14 protein-coding genes are annotated in these 16,687 nt (G+C 60.2%); 8 read left to right on the top strand and 6 right to left on the bottom strand.

Features of this window, described 5'->3' with window-relative positions; translation table 11 throughout:
- Nucleotides 1-138: 138 nt before the first annotated feature.
- The 6 genes from NKJ18_RS17820 to NKJ18_RS17795 form a co-directional block, all read right to left on the bottom strand.
- Nucleotides 139-990, bottom strand: a complete 852-nt coding sequence (locus tag NKJ18_RS17820) for a sugar phosphate isomerase/epimerase family protein (RefSeq protein ID WP_023704358.1) — start codon at nt 988-990, stop codon at nt 139-141.
- Nucleotides 987-2,012, bottom strand: coding sequence for an ABC transporter permease (locus NKJ18_RS17815; protein ID WP_023667740.1), 1,026 nt, complete (start codon nt 2,010-2,012; stop codon nt 987-989). Before NKJ18_RS17815 ends, NKJ18_RS17820 begins: the two co-directional genes overlap by 4 nt.
- Nucleotides 2,009-3,016, bottom strand: a complete 1,008-nt coding sequence (locus NKJ18_RS17810) for an ABC transporter permease (protein WP_023681803.1) — start codon at nt 3,014-3,016, stop codon at nt 2,009-2,011. The genes NKJ18_RS17815 and NKJ18_RS17810 overlap by 4 nt, the downstream gene beginning before the upstream one ends.
- The gene (locus tag NKJ18_RS17805; RefSeq protein WP_023704356.1) at nt 3,009-4,523 is read right to left on the bottom strand and encodes a sugar ABC transporter ATP-binding protein; all 1,515 of its coding nucleotides are present in this window, start codon (nt 4,521-4,523) and stop codon (nt 3,009-3,011) included. The genes NKJ18_RS17810 and NKJ18_RS17805 overlap by 8 nt, the downstream gene beginning before the upstream one ends.
- Before the next feature lie 80 nt (nt 4,524-4,603).
- Nucleotides 4,604-5,596 carry a substrate-binding domain-containing protein gene (locus NKJ18_RS17800; RefSeq protein ID WP_023704355.1) on the bottom strand — a complete coding sequence of 331 codons (993 nt, stop codon included), beginning with the start codon at nt 5,594-5,596 and terminating at the stop codon, nt 4,604-4,606.
- Nucleotides 5,597-5,961: 365 nt separating this feature from the next.
- Nucleotides 5,962-7,041 carry a substrate-binding domain-containing protein gene (locus NKJ18_RS17795; RefSeq protein ID WP_023692318.1) on the bottom strand — a complete coding sequence of 360 codons (1,080 nt, stop codon included), beginning with the start codon at nt 7,039-7,041 and terminating at the stop codon, nt 5,962-5,964.
- Nucleotides 7,042-8,052: 1,011 nt separating this feature from the next.
- On the opposite strand from NKJ18_RS17795, the gene NKJ18_RS17790 reads away from it, so the two are divergent.
- From NKJ18_RS17790 to NKJ18_RS17755, 8 genes are all read left to right on the top strand, one after another.
- Complete coding sequence (locus tag NKJ18_RS17790; RefSeq protein WP_023686868.1) at nt 8,053-9,075, top strand: LacI family DNA-binding transcriptional regulator; 1,023 nt, start codon at nt 8,053-8,055, stop codon at nt 9,073-9,075.
- Between the two features lie 173 nt (nt 9,076-9,248).
- Nucleotides 9,249-10,262: an SIS domain-containing protein gene (locus NKJ18_RS17785; protein ID WP_023686869.1), complete on the top strand. Its 1,014-nt coding sequence runs from the start codon at nt 9,249-9,251 to the stop codon at nt 10,260-10,262.
- Nucleotides 10,263-10,290: 28 nt separating this feature from the next.
- A complete protein-coding gene (locus tag NKJ18_RS17780) occupies nt 10,291-11,613 on the top strand; it encodes an ABC transporter substrate-binding protein (protein WP_023686870.1) in 1,323 nt (440 codons plus the stop codon).
- An 11-nt stretch (nt 11,614-11,624) separates the two neighbouring features.
- Nucleotides 11,625-12,584 carry a carbohydrate ABC transporter permease gene (locus tag NKJ18_RS17775; RefSeq protein ID WP_023682778.1) on the top strand — a complete coding sequence of 320 codons (960 nt, stop codon included), beginning with the start codon at nt 11,625-11,627 and terminating at the stop codon, nt 12,582-12,584.
- Nucleotides 12,581-13,441 (top strand): carbohydrate ABC transporter permease, encoded by an 861-nt coding sequence (locus NKJ18_RS17770; protein ID WP_023686871.1) that lies wholly within the window; start codon nt 12,581-12,583, stop codon nt 13,439-13,441. Before NKJ18_RS17775 ends, NKJ18_RS17770 begins: the two co-directional genes overlap by 4 nt.
- Before the next feature lie 21 nt (nt 13,442-13,462).
- Nucleotides 13,463-14,317 carry a sugar phosphate isomerase/epimerase family protein gene (locus NKJ18_RS17765; protein WP_023686872.1) on the top strand — a complete coding sequence of 285 codons (855 nt, stop codon included), beginning with the start codon at nt 13,463-13,465 and terminating at the stop codon, nt 14,315-14,317.
- Nucleotides 14,314-15,177 carry a PfkB family carbohydrate kinase gene (locus tag NKJ18_RS17760; protein ID WP_023686873.1) on the top strand — a complete coding sequence of 288 codons (864 nt, stop codon included), beginning with the start codon at nt 14,314-14,316 and terminating at the stop codon, nt 15,175-15,177. The genes NKJ18_RS17765 and NKJ18_RS17760 overlap by 4 nt, the downstream gene beginning before the upstream one ends.
- Nucleotides 15,174-16,592, top strand: coding sequence for an NAD(P)/FAD-dependent oxidoreductase (locus NKJ18_RS17755; protein ID WP_352759026.1), 1,419 nt, complete (start codon nt 15,174-15,176; stop codon nt 16,590-16,592). Before NKJ18_RS17760 ends, NKJ18_RS17755 begins: the two co-directional genes overlap by 4 nt.
- The last annotated feature ends 95 nt before the right edge of the window (nt 16,593-16,687 follow it).

Genomic DNA, 16,687 nt, shown 5'->3' with positions numbered 1-16,687 from the left:
CGGGGGGCAGCCGAAGGCCGGGATCTAAAACGCCGCAATATTGCCTCTCAAGCGGCTCCTGCTTCGAAGGCAGTCGCCGCAATGTCGATGCAGTCGGCTCATGATGTGCCGAGTTTCGATCTCGCATGGCGATGTAACTTATGCGATCAGCCCGTACTGCCGTGCCTTGTTGCGCAAGAACGGCAGACCGTTGCCCATTACAACCGCTTCACTCTCGGCCACCGGACGCCACACGCTGAGGCCAAACGCCAGACGCGGATCCATGTTGATGAAGCTCTCCATCGCGAGCCCGCCCTTGAAGCCGATCGCGGCCAGCGTTGCGAACGTCTCATCCCAATTGCAATTGCCCTCGCCTGGGGTGCCGCGATCAGACTCGGAGAGGTGGATATATTTGAGGTAATCGCGGGCGACGATAATACCGTTGCCCATACCTTTCTCCTCTATGTTCATGTGATAGGTATCAAGGTGCACGAACATATTGTCGGCGCCGACTCTCTCGATTAGTGCCACCGCCTGAGCCGCGGTGTTGATGATGTGGTTCTCGTAGCGGTTCACGGCTTCAACACCGAGTTCGATGCCGCGAGACTTGGCTTGCGCGGCGGCGGACGTCATCACTTTTGCAATGTTATCAAGTTCGTCCTGCGTAGGTGGCACGCCAGTACGCTCGCCGATGCCGCCATAGATTACGCCGCATAGCGCCTGGGCTCCGATGTCGGCCGTCTTGTCGATAGCCACCTTGAGAAAGTCAATCGCCTCCTGTGGGTGGCGCGATGCCCACGCATATTCGGGCAACCCTAGCGAGCACACCGCCTGCATGCCATTTGCCGCCAGCAGCTTGCGGGTGTGATCGGCATCGCAAGAAAATGGATCGGCCAGCGAAATTTCAATGAAATCGAGATCGTATTTTTTCACCGCCGCTACAGTGTGCTCGGCGCCCTCTACGGACCAACCACTCGTCCACATGCTCGTATGAACGCCAAAACCCTTCATCGTGTTATCCTCATGAAATTGAGCTGCCCGGCAGCCCACCGCAAGATCATGACGCCGATCAGCATGATGCCCCAAATGGCTGTGGCCAGGTGCTGGCTGGCGCCCAAGAGATTCAGTCCCGAAGAAAGCAACTGCAAAACGATGAGGGCTAGGAAGACCGAAACGACCTTGCCGAAGCCGCCAAACGGATTCACCCCGCCCAAGAAGCAGGCAAGCACCGTAATCAGCACATAGGACTCGCCATGGCCGACACGGACGGAATTGAATCGTGCCATCATGATAATGCCGGCCAACGCACACATGGCGCCAGACAGCGCGTAGATCAGAATGATCACGCGTCGCGTCGAGATGCCGGAATAGCGCGTCGCCTCGATGTTGGAGCCGACCATATAGTTTGAAAAGCCAAGCCTGGTTCGGGTCATCAAGACATGCCAGACGATGACTGCGCCGAGCAGTATCAGCAGCGGGACAGGAATGCCGACGATGCTGCCGTGGCCCAGGGGCTGGATGAATTCGGGAAAGCCCGAAATATCGGCGCCGCGGGTCAGAAACTCGCCAAGGCCGCGCAGGAAAATCATCACCGAGAGCGAGACGAGGATGGGGTGCGCGCCGGTATAGGCTATCACCGGGCCCATGACCAAGCCGCTTGCCGTGCCAACGCCGACCGCAAGAACGGAACCGAGTAGAAAGGCATAGATGCTTGCGTCCGGTCCTCCGTTGGCCTGAAGAACCCAGGCGAGCGTGAGGCCGCAGAGATTGGCCGTGAACGTCACGGCGAGATTGATGCCGCCCGAGATGATCGGCATCAACATCGCGAGTGTAAGCAGTCCAAGTTCAGGCAACTGGAAGGCCACCGATTCAAAGGTAGCTTTGGACAGGAATCGCGGCGAGAGAGATCCGAAGAATGCAATCACCAAAATCAATGCCAGCAAAAGTCCGATATTCTCGGCGCCCAACGTGCCGGCAAGACGGCGCAAGAATCCGTGCCGTAGCGCTCCAGTTTCGAGCACGCGCTGCGTCATGTACCCATCCTCTGCCGCAAGCCCGCGAGGATATGCCCGAGCGGCGCGTTGGACAGCGTGATGGCAATCAAGATGATCGCCCCGACGATCATCTTGAAAGCATAGGGAGAGATGCCGAGGAGGTTCAGCCCGTTTTGCGTCACCGACACAAGAAACACGCCAAGGATGCAACCGAGCACGGTGCCGCGCCCGCCACCCAGCCTGGCACCGCCAAGGACAACAGCTGCCAGCACGTCCAGCTCGCGCCCCACCAATGCGTTGGGCACGATTTCCTGGGAATAGTGCACCTGCACAAGTCCCGCGATCCCGGCCATCAAACCAAGCCAGCCGAAGGCAATGAAGTGCATCGCCGCGATGTTGATACCGAGGCGACGGGCGCCCTCCGGGTTATCGCCAAAAGCGTATAGCTGCCGTCCCGTGGTGGTATACCGGATAAGCCCCCAGGTGGCGGCGACGCAGACCGCCATGATCGCAACCGGCAGTGTTAGCTCGGCCCAATTGCCATTCGCCTGTTGGAACTCGAAAAGCACAGTGCGATGCGTCCACCATGCAGGCAGATTGTAGATCGATACACCGTGCGTGAAGAACATCAGAAGGCCGAAAAAAATATTGAAGGTGGCGATGGTGACAACGATTGAAATGATCTGGAAATAGTAGATGAGGCCGGCGTTCACCGCACCCAGGGCGATCCCGACGATTGCCGCCAAGGTGAGGCCGATGAACCAATCACCACCTCCCATTTGGGCTAGAGCCAGCGCCACAACGTATTGAACCACTGACGCGGCCACGGCGAAGGAGATGTCGATGCCCCCAGCGATCAACACCACCAGCAGCCCAACCGCGAAGATCAGATTTGTCGAGCTTGTGTTGAGCAGATTGAAGAGATTGGCAATGGTGAAGAATTTGTCGCTCGCAACGGAGAGACCTGCGCTCATGATGAGAAGAACCACAACGAGCCATGTCTCGGTGGGATGAGCCCGGAAGAGCTTGCCGCGGTTACGCATAGACGGCAGCTTCCAGGTCGCCGAGCGGGATGGCGTGCGGATCGTATTCGGCGACTATCTTGCCCGCGGCCATATGGAGGATGCGGTCGGCGTTGAAATAGACCTCCGGCACTTCATCGGATATCAGCAGAATCGCCAGGCCTTCGGCAGCGAGCTTGGCGACAATCTCGAAGATGCCGGCCCGCGCGCCAACGTCCACCCCCACGGTTGGCGAATCAAGAATGATCAGTTTCAGGCCGACCGCCAGCCATTTGGCGATGGCCACCCTTTGCTGGTTGCCGCCCGAGAGCGTGGAAATCGCATCGGTCTGCCGCCCGACTTTTATCGCCAATTCCTCGATCCAATGATTGACGAGCGCGTCCTTCTTCTCCGAGGAGATCAGCCCTCGATCAAGGATCTTGTCGAGCACCGGGATAACGGCGTTGTCGGCGATGGACTGAGCTTGTATGAGACCAAGGGACAAGCGGTCTTCGGAGAGATATCCAATACCCGCGCGGATTGCGTCGCGGTTGGAGTTCAGATGAAGAACCGTCCCGTTGAGTGCGATGCTGCCGCGGTCTGGGCGCAGCATGCCGAAAATCGAAAGCGCGAGTTCTGTGCGACCGGCGCCGAGTAGCCCGGTCAGGCCAAGCGTTTCACCGCGCCGTATTGTCAGCGAAACGTCGTCATAGTCGCCTGCGCGGGTCAATCGGTCGATCTTCAACACGACGGGTGATCCACTAAGGTTTCTCGTGCTCACGGTTTGGTCGAAAGTCTTGCCGGTCATTAGTTCGGTGAGGCGTGATTGGGTCATTCCGGCGGTCGGGAACACCCCAACGACCTTACCGTCGCGCAGAACGGTGACGCGACTTGAGATCTCCAGAACTTCCGCAAGGCGATGGCTGACGAAGACGATGGCCATGCCTTCATTCGAGAGTGTTCGAACGATCGCGAGCAACCGGTCTGTTTCCGATTGAGTAAGCGACGATGTGGGCTCGTCCATGAAAATAACCTTCGCATCGCCGGCGAGCGCCCGGGCGATGGCGACGATCTGACGTTGGGCGATTGCAAAGCTACGCAGAGGCGCGTCGACATCGAGGTCGGCGCCAAGCCGCGCCAACAGCCCTCGCGCCACCTCGCGAATGCGCGAATGATCGACGAGCCGAGGCATGTTGCCGAGGACAGTTCTGATCCCGATATTTTCCGCGACTGTCATTTCAGGAAACAGTGCGAGGTCCTGCCAGATGACTTCCACCCCGGCGCTGCGCGCCGCAGCCGGCGACATGATGTCGACAGACTTTCCGGCGATCGACATGTTTGCGCCGGCTAGTGGCTGACAAACGCCGGTGATTACCTTGATCAGGGTGCTCTTGCCGCTGCCGTTCTCACCGGCGATGCATTGCACTTCACCCGGGAGAACCTCGAAGGCGACATCCTGGAGGGCTCTAACGCCACCAAATGTGACGCTTATGTTGCTAAACGACAGAACCGATGGGAGGTCCTGCGTCGTAGACGCGACGAGGTTCACGGCGGGCCCTTCTGAAATGACAAGGATGGGGCGTGCCGGGATTGATCTGCCACCCCGGCACGCCAGCCATGGTCCGCCATCTAAAGCCCTAGGGCTGCAAGACCATCGACCGTTTCGACCGTGATAGGCTGCACAGCGTCCACGATGATGGTGCCGGTTTTGAAGTCAGGGTGAACGACACCCAGACCTTCGATCGTCATGCCGTCGGTGATTTCACCGCCGCCCGCCAGAAAATCAGCCATCGTTACGAATACTTTGCCCGCTTCCAGAGGATTCCACATATAGCCGCCGTCAATAATGCCGGATTTGAGCATTGCGCTGCCTTGGCTAGGCGAGAATGAACCGACAAGAACCACCTTGTCACCAAGCTTCTGCTCCTCGATCGCGCGTCCGGCGCCGATCGGTCCCTGACTGCCGAACGTCAGGAAGCCGCCGAGGTCAGGATTGGCGGCAAGCACATCCAGAGCCGTCTTCCGGCTGTCATCGGCGCTCTCGGCGACGCCATATCTGTCGCCAACCATCTGCATGTCGGGAAAGTTCTTCTTCAGGTAGGCGATTGCAGCATCGGCCCAGGCATTGTGTGCGGGCACAGTAAGAGAACCTACGTACACCACGTACTTGCCTTTGCCGCCCATTTTCTCGGCAAATAGCTTGGCATGGGCCTCACCGAAACCAACGGCCGAGACCATTTCGAAGTCCCAATCAGCGTTCACCTGGTCCGGCGATTCATGGGTTATGACCTTGATGCCCGTGTCGCGCGCCTTTTTTAGAACCGGCTCGAGAACGTTTGCATCATTCGGCACGACGCCAATTACGCTGACGCCCTGAGCTATCAGGTCTTCGATCGCGCGGACCTGAAGTGCCGGGTCGGCGCTGGTCGGCCCGACCATGAAGCCGTCGTCGCCAAGCTCTTTCGACTTTTCCTTTATTCCCGTTTCCATGGCATTGAACCAGGGAATGCCGCCGATCTTCACGACGACTCCAACCTTGACGTCCTTTGCCAGCGCAGCATTCATTGTGGCGACCGAAAGGGCTGCGCCGAACGCTGCCGCGAGTATAGTTTTTGCTAACATTTAATTCCTCCCTGATTGACGAGTTTTTGGGTTGCCTATTGCCCATGTCGGCTTTGTTTGGCCCACCCCTTTGTGCCCGACGGCATTGACGCACTCGGCGCCGCATTCCTCCCAGAACGCGCCATAAAAGACTTTGAATGCCGGCCGGTCAAGGTGCTAAATAGATTTAGCAAGGCGGTCACGCCACCGGCGTCTAAAAACATTTGTCGATTGATGTAAACGATCCGCCCTTTCGCACTCAGGCTGCACCCGTGGAAACGACATGCGATCCCCCGCCAGCCTTGGGTGGAGGCGATGCTACCCAGATCCGAGGTGCTGATGAACGGAGTTGAACTTCTGCAACGATGTCTTGCGACAAAGAATTGCTAGTGGTCGATGCTCGATTTGGATGCCGAATCCCAATCTTCTTGGGCGCCGTCATGCTCTCCGGTTCGCCCAAAGCTGGTCGGTACGGTCACCAGCGGAAAGTGGTCTATCGAATAATTCTCCAGAAGCGAAAATCCTTCAGCAATCATCACCTCGACATTCTGTCGGACCATGGTCACATCGAAGGGCAAATGCGCCGCGAATGGATCCCAGTCGAAGCTTCCGACAACAACCCGTCCAAGCTCACTTGAGGCTAGTGTCGAAGTGAACCGCAATGTTCCTTCAAGAGCGGTCACGCCGTTGACGAACATACCTGAGGGCAGATGCCCAAGCTGAGCGTATCGTGCAGCGAGAGACCGAGCAGCGTTGGTCGGTGCGTAGCCGCAGCAGTCAATCGTGCCCGGGCCCGTAACAATCCCATGCGCTGCCAGCGCATCGTGAAAACCCAGCAAACGGCTACGTGTTGCGTCATCATCGCTGACCCCGCCAAAGAAGAAGAGATCTTCGGTGGAGCCCCCTCGTTCTTTCAATTTCTGAACAATGATCTCTGTGAGCGCCTTGGCGCCCCCGTAGTTGTCAGAAACAACTGAGGGAGCCCGGCGGCCTGGCAGATCGATGTTGATGCACCGGACGCCCGCTGCCCGGCACAGATCATTCAGCGGATCGGGGTCACGAACGCCCGCAAGGAAGAGAAATTCCACCTGCTGGGCCAGCAGGGTTTCCGTCACACTCAACTCGTTATCAGGATTGCGATGGGTGCTGACGACGATCGGGCACAAGCGGTGGACGCGGGATTCCGCTTCAAAGGCTTCGGCCAATCCGGCGAAGAAGCGATTGCGGTAATGTGGCAAGATCATTCCAGCGAGTCCGGATCGGGAAAGCCGCAATCCTCGTGCCTTGAGGTTGACAGCATAGCCAAGCCGCTCAGCCCAATCGAGGATGGTCGCTGCGGTTTCCGCCTTGATCCGGTGCTGTTGCCACGAGCCATTGAGGACGAGACTGACGGCGGTCGGGGACGACTTTGCCGCCACCGCGATATCATAAATCGTTGACTTGCGTCGGACAGACTTTCTCGCCATTGGTGACGCTCCCGCTGGGAGATGCAGTAGACGCTAGTGCGGGGTCAAGGCAACATCTCTAAATTGCGTCAAACGGTTTGGAGGAGCGACCCCACGGAAGGACGCGGCGTCTCGTGCCTCCGGTCCGGTCTCCCTGATTGTCTCGATCGTTGCAATGACAGCGCCAGGGAAATCGGCAGATTTGGGATTTTCCCTGAAGGTTCGTTCAGCGTCACTGGAGACACCAACCCCAGTGTTTCGGCTTTGGTCTCCCCGATGATCAATCACCTTGCAAAGGTCGACGAGAAGTTTCGATCAGTTTGGAGCCCACCGTTGGCGATGGTCGGGCGCACGCGTCACGATCGAGTCCTCCGTTTCAATAGCGGGAAGATGAAAGCTTTGGGTTTCTGAGTCTCTATCTGGCCCCAAAAGGGTGCTGCCGGATGCGCCTCGTCTCCGGGCGTTGTTTGCGTACTTGGCCGAGGTGCCCTTGCTTGGCAAGTTCCTTCCGCGACAAGGGTCTGCTCGACAGCATTTTCGTCGCTATTGCCAATGCGGAGCCCCGAAGGATCAAAACCGGTTAGCAGCATGATGCCGACGGTTCAGAGCAAGCGACTCAGATTCCCGATTTGCTCAGAGTCTCCCAGCCTGTGGCTCTCCGTGCAGCGGGCCTTGAGCGTCTGGCTCGGCCTTTTTGAAAGCTCGCCTCCAATCGCTGGACGAGTTTGGCGGCAAGGCTAGTCGTCTCCATCGGTGTTATGATCGATGCCAGGGAGGCCGCCTGGACCATGGCGTGAACTCATGCCGCATGCTGGCAGTGCAAGGCAATGAACTGACTGCACAACATGTAGGTGCATTCGTGGATCAAATTTCCAGATAGCCAAGCAGCGCGCGTATCTCGATTAGGTGGCAAGGAGTTGCGAAAGCTATGTTCGCAGTTTGAGAATCGTCCGATATGCCGCACAACGATGCCGGCAAGACGAGCCGAGAATGATCTGACGCAATGTTCAGATCCAAGAAGGACGGTTACCTGTGGCCCAGAAAGGAATCACACTAAAGGACGTTGCCGCAGCGGCTAAGGTGTCGCGCGCCACGGCCGCCCGGGCGCTCAACAGCTATGGTTACGTTGGCGACGAGACGGCGCTCCGCGTGGTTGAGGCAGCCGAAAGGCTGGGCTATCGGGCCAACCTCGTCGCGCAGGCGCTGCGCAGCGGACAATTGCCGATCATAGGCTTCGTGCCCGGCGATATCCAGAATCCGTTCTTCGCCCGAATCGCGCACGACATAGAGGTGGAACTGCGCAAGCACCGCCACAATCTTCTGATTGCCAGCAGCGAGGAGAATGTAGAACAGGAGAAAGAACTGCTTGAGAGCCTTCGCTCGCTCAGCATTCGCGGCTTCATCCTTGCCCCAACGTCTGCAACCGACAGCCAGCATATTGTGCAACTGGCCCGCGAAGGCGCACCGATCGTGCTCATCGACCGCGTGGTAAAGGACCTGCAATGCGACAGCGTCGTCGTCGACAACGAGGGCGGGGCACGCGAGGCAGTGGACTATCTGGTTGGCAACGGTCACCACCGGATCGGTCTTTTGCGCGACGAGTCACGCATCTTTACGGCACAGGAACGCTTGGCTGGCTACCAAAACTCGCTCCACTCGCATGGGATCGCAATCGATGAAGCGCTCATCGGCGTATCGCGCTCGACCGTCGAGCACGCCATCGAAGCCACGATCCGCCTGTTCAGCCGGCGCAATCGCCCGACCGCACTGTTCACGGTGGACAGCCTCATGACGCAAGGCGCGCTTCTTGGCCTGCGTTCAATGGGGCTCTCGATTCCGCATGATGTGTCGGTGGTTGGCTTCGATGACTTCAACCTCGCCACGTTCACCGATCCGCAGATAACGGTCGTGGCGCAACCCATCTCCGAGATCGGACCGCTCGCCGCCAGATATCTGCTGGAGCGGCTTGCCGGCAAAAAGGTTGCACCGCGCCGTACCCGATTTCAGACCCGCTTGATCGTACGCGGATCGGTTGCCCGGCGCGCTGTGCGCTAAAGAGCAAACCCCTCGATTTCGGAGAATTTCGTCTAAAGGACTTGCCATTGGCGAAATTGCGTGCCCATTATTGCTTGTGAGATCGATCTCACATCGGAAAAACGAGCTAGACGGCCCACCGACGCCTAAGGCGGGCTAGAGGCCTGTCACATGCGAAATACAAGGAAAACGTCATGCTGAACTTCGATAGGGACCGCTTCGTGAAGATCCAAAGCGGGGCCGTCGCCGTCGCAGGTGAGGTTCGCTCACTCATGCGCACACTGCTGGCAGATGGCGTCGAGCGGCTGTTTTTCATGGGCACCGGCGGCGTGCAGCTTCTAACCTTGCCCGCGATCGAGTTGGCGCAGCGCTGTTCTACCTTCCCGGTGAGCGGTGCCTATCCGGCGCAGGTCGTGATCGATCCGCCCGCCGGTCTCGACAGCAAGGCCGTGGTGGTCATCCCGTCCTTGTCGGGCACGACCAAGGAAGGCGTCGAGCTCATGGCCTTTCTGAAAAAACGTGGTGTGCGCACGATTTCGCTCACCGGCCATTCGGATACGCCAATCGCACGGGAGGCTGACCACAATTTCACGAACTTCGCCGAAGACGACACCTCGTCGGAATCCTTCTACCTGCAGACGCTGCTGATCGTCCTGGCCCTGCTGGAAGAGCGCGGCGAATATGATGATTTTGATGGCACTGTCGCCGAACTCAAACTGCTGCCGGATCTGCTTGCCGACGCCAAGGCTGCCTTTGAGGACAGGGCGGCCGAACTGGCCCAGACAATCAAGGACGATACCTATCACATCTTCACCGGCGCCGGCTCGGTGTGGCCGGAGGCACACTATTACGGCATGTGCATCCTCGAAGAGATGCAGTGGATTCGCACCCGCCCGGTGCACGCCGCCGACTTCTTCCACGGTACGCTCGAGTTGGTCGAGCCGGGCGTCAGCGTTTTCGTGTTCAAGGGCGAAGATGCCCTTCGGCCCCTGGCCGACCGGGTCGAGAACTTCGCCAGGCGCTACACGGACCGCGTTCGCACGCTGGACGCGGCCTCGGTCAAGTTGCCGGGCATCTCCGCAAAGGTCCGCGGCATGATCTCGCCGGTTCTGCTCGCCACCTTGCTCGAGCGGCTGAGCGCCCATCTCGAGGTGCTGCGCAACCACCCGCTGACCACCCGTCGCTACTACAAACGCGTGGAATATTGATCCCCTCTTACCTCTGAAGGAGCTATCCATGAAACGTTCGCTGCAAGTCGTGGCGGTCACGGTGGCCGCGGTATCATCATTGGGGTTGTCGATAAGCGGCAGTTCCGCCGCTTCGCCGGCTGTCACGGCCGACCCAAACGCCAAGGTGGAATACACCGGCACGCTTTCGGTCCTGACCAAGTTCGGGCTGCAACAGCTGTCGCCCTATTTCGTCAACCTGGCACAGGCCTATGAGAAGCTCCATCCGGATGTGAAGGTCGAACTTATCCAGGAGAGCGACGACAGCGTGAAGGGCAAGACCAAGACGCTGGTCGCTTCCAACTCGCTGCCCGATATCTATTTCTCCTGGACAGGCAGCTGGGGTGGCAATTTCGTGCGCGGCAATCGCGCCGTTGATCTCACGCCCGTCATTGCTGCCGATACCGAGTGGGGCAAGTCGCTGTCTCCAGCCGCCGTCAAGGCGTTCCAGTACAACGGCAAGTTCTATGGCATTCCGCTTTACCAGGATGCCAAGTTCATGGGCTACAACAAGCAGATCTTCGCCAAGCTCAGCCTCAAGGCACCCGCCACTTTCGAGGACTTGCTGACCAGCTGCGACGCCATCCGCAAATCCGGCGTGACACCGATCTCCTTCGGCAACAAGGAGGCTTGGCCGGCGATCCACTTTGCAGGCCAGCTGCTCGCCTACAACGTGCCGCAGGCAACGCTGGAACGCGACTTCGATCCGGCCACCGCCCAATACAGCGATCCAGGCTATGTCGCAGCACTCAAGCAGTTCAGCCAGCTTGTCGAGCGCTGCACCGATGGCGCCGGCGTCAACGGCACATCCTATGCCTCGGCTCTCCAGGCCTTCACCAACGCCCAGTCGGCCATGTACTACCAGGAAATCATCGAGTTCGATCAGGCCGCCACGCCGGAGTCGGCGTTAAAGCCCGCCGATTTCGGATTCTTCCGGCTGCCGGTGCCCGCCGGCGCCAAGGGTGACGCCAAGTCGATCGAGGGCGCGCCGGAGGGCTACATGATCAATGCGGCATCGAAGAACATCCCGCTGGCGATCGATTTCATGAAGTTCGTGACCTCGAAGGAAAATGCGCAGGTCTTGTCTGCGCCACCCTATGGCCAGCCGAGCGCCACCATCGGCGGCGCCTCGGAATCGAACATGAGCGCGGCTGTGGTCGATGGCCTCAAGGATATCAACGCCGCCTCATACCTCATGCCCTGGCTGGATACGGCCAACCCACCGCGCGTCGCCGCCGTCTGGCTGTCCAGCCTGCAGGCGCTGGCGGGCGGCTCGATGACGCCCGAGCAAGTGATGGACGAGGTGCGCAAAGCCGCATCCGCGGCCAAATAAAGCAGGCGAGCATGGCAAGGGCCTCGGACACAGTGGACAGCGGCGCCGACATCGGCGTCGCCAGGCCGCAACGGCCAAAGAGCCGGCGGGCCTGCTTCGCCAACCTGTTGTCGTTGCGATGGGCGGCGATCGCGCTCATCCTCATCGGCTGGTTCGTCTATTATCCGATCGTCGACAATTTCATCGTCAGCACCACCGACCAGGACATCTACACCGGCGAGGTCACCAATGTCGGCCTCGCCAACTACGACCGGCTGCTGCATGACCCGGTCGTGCTGCTGGCGCTGTGGAACAACTGCCTCTACGCTCTCATCTCCGTCATCTTCCAGGTCTTCGGCGCGTTCCTGCTGGCGGCCATTATCGAGGACCTGAAAAGCGAAAGCTGGCGCCGGCTGTGGCGCGCCGTCTATTTCGTGCCGTCGGCAATCTCGATCACGGTGACCGGCCTGCTGTTTTATTTCATCTACCAGCCGCAGATCGGCTTGCTGGATGCCGCGCTCAGCCGTGTTGGACTGAGCCAGCTCGTCATGCCTTGGCTCGGCAATGAGCACACCGCCATCTATGCCATCATCGCCATGAGCCAATGGCAGGGTTTTGGCTATTCGACGCTGCTGTTCGCCATCGCCATCCAGAAGATCCCGCGCGACCTCTACGATGCCGCAACGATCGACGGCGCGGGTCCTCTTCGCCGCCTGTGGAGCATCACCTTTCCGCTGACCCGGGAAATGACGGGGTTGATGATCATCGTCACCATCACGGGCGCGTTCCAGGTGTTCAACGAGGTCATGGTGATGACCGCAGGCGGGCCCAACAACAGCAGCCAGGTGCTGGGCACGTGGCTCTACCAGAAGGCCTTCATCGAGGACAATTTCGGCTATGGCGCGGCGATCGCCGCCGTCATCTTCATGTTGACCATGCTCACAGGTGCGGCACAGCTCTGGTACACCAAGCGCCGCCGGGTGCAGCTATGAGTGCGATGGTCGCAGCCGGTCGCAGCCGGCACGTCAATGTGTGGTCGGTCATCGCCAGGACGTTGCTCTATTCATTCCTGGTCTGCCTTGGTGTCGTCGTCATCTATCCGCTGATCTGGATGGCGCTGAGCGGCTTCAAGGACAATGCGCAGATCTTCGGCGATCCCTTCGCCCTGCCCACCCATTGGTCGTGGAACAATTACGTGCAAGCGTGGAACCAGGGCGTGCGTGGCTACGTGACAGTCTCGGTGCTGGTGACCGTCGCTTCGGCCATATGCACCGTGCTGATCAGCGCCTGGACGGCTTTCGGCCTGACCCGCACCAAGATGCCGGCAAAGCCGCTGGTTATCGCCATCGTTCTGGGCGGCTTGATGCTGAGCCCCACGGTGGCGATCATTCCACTGGTGAAGATGTTGCAGGCGCTCGGTCTCTACAACACCTACTGGGCGCTGATCATTCTCTACACGGCGTTCCGTGTGCCGTTCACCACCTTCCTCATCCGCGCCTACATGCTGGATCTGCCTGAAGACATCGACGAGGCGGCGACGATGGATGGCGCCAGCGAGGGTCAGATCTTCTGGCGCATCACCTTGCCGCTGTGCCGGCCGATCATCATTTCCTGCGTCATCCTGCACGTCCTGTTCGCCTGGAACGAATATCTCTTCGCCATGATCTTCACGAGCGGCTCGGATGTGCAGACGCTGCCGGTCGGACTGACGTCGATCATGGCAACCCACGGGACCAACTATGCCGTGGTGTTCGCGGCCATGACGATCTCGGCGCTGCCTATCGTGATCGTGTTCTTTGGCGCGCAACGCTACTTCATCCGTGGCTTGGCCGAAGGCATCGGCAAATAACAATTCCCGAAAGGAGCCTTCATGCCGCAGCTCGCTGCTCATCAGCTGATCGGAGCCAATTTCAGCTTCCAGCACTTCCCCTTCGATGAGGTCGCCAGGACGATCCGAGGCTTTGGCCTGCGCGAGATCGAGCTGTGGGGGATTGCCCAGCATCTGGACCTGTTCCACGCCACGGACGCACGTGTCGAATCCGTTCGCCGGGTACTCGCCGACAACGAGCTGTCGGCCTGGTGCTTTACGCCTGAGCAGGTGTTGTATCCAATCAACATTGCCTCCGGCGACGCCGCACTGCGCCAGGACAGCATCGAGCGGTTTTGGCGTGCAGCCGACATCTGCGCGGCGCTTGGCGCCCGCTATCTCTTCCTGACGCCCGGCCGGGGCTACGAGAGCGAACCCCGGCAACCGGCATGGGACCGCGCGGTCGGTTCGATCGGCGAGATCGCCCGGCGCGCCGCCGCAAACGGGGTGCGCTGCCTGCTCGAGCCGTTGCAGCGGTTCGAGAGCAACCTCGTCAATAATGCGGCAGGCCTGCGCCAAATGCTGGATGAGGTGGGCGCCGGCAATATCGATATCGTGCTCGACACTGTCGCCATGGCCACGGCCGGCGACACCGTGGCCGGCTATGTCGACCTGTTCGGCTCGCGGCTGGCGCATGTTCATCTGGTCGACGGCACGCCAGGCGGGCATCTGGTGTGGGGGGAGGGCACGCTGCCGCTCGACCACTATGTCAGCGAACTCGCGCGCCTCGGCTATGCCGGTAAGTTCACCTTCGAGCCGTTCGGCAACGGCTCCTACGCGCTCGATCCGGTAAAAGCCTGGACACGCTGCCTTGGCGCCATCGCGCCGTATATCGATCGCGCAACGGTGCCGGCATGAGGTCGAAAAAGCTTATCGCGGTCGGGGACAATTGCCTTGATGCCTATTTGACCAACAACTTGATGACGGTGGGCGGCAATGCCTTGAATGTCGCGGCGCAATGGCGGCGCAACGGCTGGTCCGCGCGCTATTTCGGCGCCGTCGGGAACGATCCCGAAGGCGACGTGGTGCTTGCCGAACTGCAAGGTGCCGGCCTATCTCCGGACGACGTCGAACGGCGTCCCGGCGATACGGCCGTCACCTTGCTGCGCGATGAATCCGGCGACCGGAAGTTCCTGCACGAATCCTTCGGTGTGGGCGAAAACTACATGCCGGCGCCCGCGCATTATGCGGTCATCGCCGCGGCCGACTGGGTGCATCTCGGCACCAACGCCAACAAGCACCTTGTTCAACGATTGGTGACGGACCATGTGCCGTTCAGCATCGATCTATCGACCGCCCATATGGCGCTGCCGCTCGACGGTGTCCCGCTTTTGTTTGCGTCCGGACCGGACGATGTCGATGTTCCCATCGAGCCATCGCTGGGCGCGCTCAGGGCGGCCGGCGCAAGGCAGGTAGTTTTGACCTGTGGTCGACGCGGCTCCTACTTCGACGATGGCACGAATGTCGTGCATGCGCCGGCGACGCTTGTCGATGTCGTGGATACGTGTGGCGCCGGCGACAGTTTCATTGCCACTTTCCTCGCCGGCTTCCATTTCGGCGGCCTCGGCGCCCTGGAGGCATTGCACAGGGCGTCGATCGCGGCGGCGCAGACCTGCACCCATCTTGGCGGGTTTCCCCAGAGACCGCGTCCGATACCCGATTGGCTGCCAGCCAAATATGCCAGCTTCATTGTCGATGCGCAGGGAGCCCAAGCGTGAGTACAATTCGTTTGCGGCAGCCTGCGGTCGCGCTTGCATCTGACCGGTCGTTTTGGCTGCAGGACATTGCCGCCGCCCCTGCGACCGAGCCATTGCGAGGCGACGAGCGCGCCGACGTGGTGATCGTCGGTGGCGGCTATACCGGTCTGTGGACGGCGCTGCGGATCCTTGAACTTGCGCCGCAAACACGGGTGATGATCCTTGAAGCCGATCTGTGCGGATCGGGGGCCTCGGGGCGCAACGGCGGTCAGGTCCATTCATGGTTCGCCGAAATCGACCAGATCAGTGCGGTCGTCGGTCTCGAGGAAGCGCGCCTGCTGTGCGCCGACACGGTGGCATCGATCGCGGAGCTGAAGACGCTGCAGCAAAACGGCACCATAGACATGGACCTGAGGCTGGACGGATGGTTGTGGACAGCAAGCTCCATTGCGCAGGAAGGCGCCTGGGAGACCGCCGTGGCCTTGACGGCGGTTGTTGGAGAAAACCGTTTCAGCCCGCTGAAAGCCGAGGACATTCAACGCCGCACCGGTTCATCGGCCTCCTATGTCGGCGTCGTCGAGACCACTGCCGGCACGGTCCATCCCGCCAAACTTGCCATCGGATTGCGCAAGCTGGCACTGGCACGCGGCGTCATCATCCATGAGCGCAGCCCGGTCCTCGCCATCGAACCCGGCATGACATGCACGGTGCGCACGGCGCATGGCGCGGTACGGGCTGACAAAATCGTGCTTGCCGCCAACGCCTGGCTTTCCGCGCTGCCGGAACTGCGGCGACATCTTTATGTCGTCGGCAGCGAGGTGATTGCCACTGCCGCCGTTCCCGAACTGCTCGACAGCATCGGTTGGCGCGACGGTGCCTCGATCTGCGATTCCCAGGCCCAGGTGCTCTACTACCAGCGCACCATCGGGGGCAGGGTGGTCTTCGGTCGTGGCAGCGGCAACGTCGCCTTCAGTGGAAATTTCGGCGCCAGCTTCAACCGCAGCCCGGAGCACGGTCGCGACAATATGCGAGAGCTGCATCGGGTCTACCCCTCGCTGCGCGGTGTGGCGATCGAATATGACTGGTCGGGGCCGATCGACTGCGTGCCTGAACACGTTCCTGTCTTCGACCACCTGCGCGATCATCCCAATATCTTCTACGGCATGGGATTTAACGGCACCGGCATCGCGCAGACGCCGATAGCCGGACGCATTCTGGCGAGCCTGGTGCTCGAGCGAAAGGATCGCTGGAGCGAAAGTGGTCTGGTCGGCATCGAGCGGCGCATGTCGCTGCCGCCCGAGCCTTTGCGTTATCTCGGCGCCAGGCTTGTCCGCGCCGCGGTCCGCCGCAAGAACGAGGCCGAGATCCGCAACCGAAAGGCGGGCAGGATCACCAATCTTCTGGCAGCCCTGAAGCCAGGCAGGCCCAAGAAGTAGCCGGGCATCTGGCTCATCGTCACGCTCTTCAAACCATGAGCCGGCACGTGCCGTCCCGATGACGGTGGACGCGGCATTGCGATCAGGGTGCTTGC

This window comes from Mesorhizobium sp. M0217 (assembly GCF_040321955.1).
Classification (GTDB): domain Bacteria; phylum Pseudomonadota; class Alphaproteobacteria; order Rhizobiales; family Rhizobiaceae; genus Mesorhizobium.
The sequence above is the reverse complement of the archived record's forward strand: the minus strand, read 5'-3'. Positions and strand labels throughout refer to the sequence as shown.

Excerpts from the sequence above, each read along its gene's own strand:
- NKJ18_RS17795 (WP_023692318.1), bottom strand. The coding sequence starts at position 7,041 with ATGGCGAGAAAGTCTGTCCGACGCAAGTCAACGATTTATGATATCGCG.
- NKJ18_RS17810 (WP_023681803.1), bottom strand. The coding sequence starts at position 3,016 with ATGCGTAACCGCGGCAAGCTCTTCCGGGCTCATCCCACCGAGACATGG.
- NKJ18_RS17820 (WP_023704358.1), bottom strand. The coding sequence starts at position 990 with ATGAAGGGTTTTGGCGTTCATACGAGCATGTGGACGAGTGGTTGGTCC.
- NKJ18_RS17780 (WP_023686870.1), top strand. The coding sequence starts at position 10,291 with ATGAAACGTTCGCTGCAAGTCGTGGCGGTCACGGTGGCCGCGGTATCA.
- NKJ18_RS17815 (WP_023667740.1), bottom strand. The coding sequence starts at position 2,012 with ATGACGCAGCGCGTGCTCGAAACTGGAGCGCTACGGCACGGATTCTTG.
- NKJ18_RS17800 (WP_023704355.1), bottom strand. The coding sequence starts at position 5,596 with ATGTTAGCAAAAACTATACTCGCGGCAGCGTTCGGCGCAGCCCTTTCG.
- NKJ18_RS17775 (WP_023682778.1), top strand. The coding sequence starts at position 11,625 with ATGGCAAGGGCCTCGGACACAGTGGACAGCGGCGCCGACATCGGCGTC.
- NKJ18_RS17760 (WP_023686873.1), top strand. The coding sequence starts at position 14,314 with ATGAGGTCGAAAAAGCTTATCGCGGTCGGGGACAATTGCCTTGATGCC.
- NKJ18_RS17785 (WP_023686869.1), top strand. The coding sequence starts at position 9,249 with ATGCTGAACTTCGATAGGGACCGCTTCGTGAAGATCCAAAGCGGGGCC.
- NKJ18_RS17765 (WP_023686872.1), top strand. The coding sequence starts at position 13,463 with ATGCCGCAGCTCGCTGCTCATCAGCTGATCGGAGCCAATTTCAGCTTC.
- NKJ18_RS17770 (WP_023686871.1), top strand. The coding sequence starts at position 12,581 with ATGAGTGCGATGGTCGCAGCCGGTCGCAGCCGGCACGTCAATGTGTGG.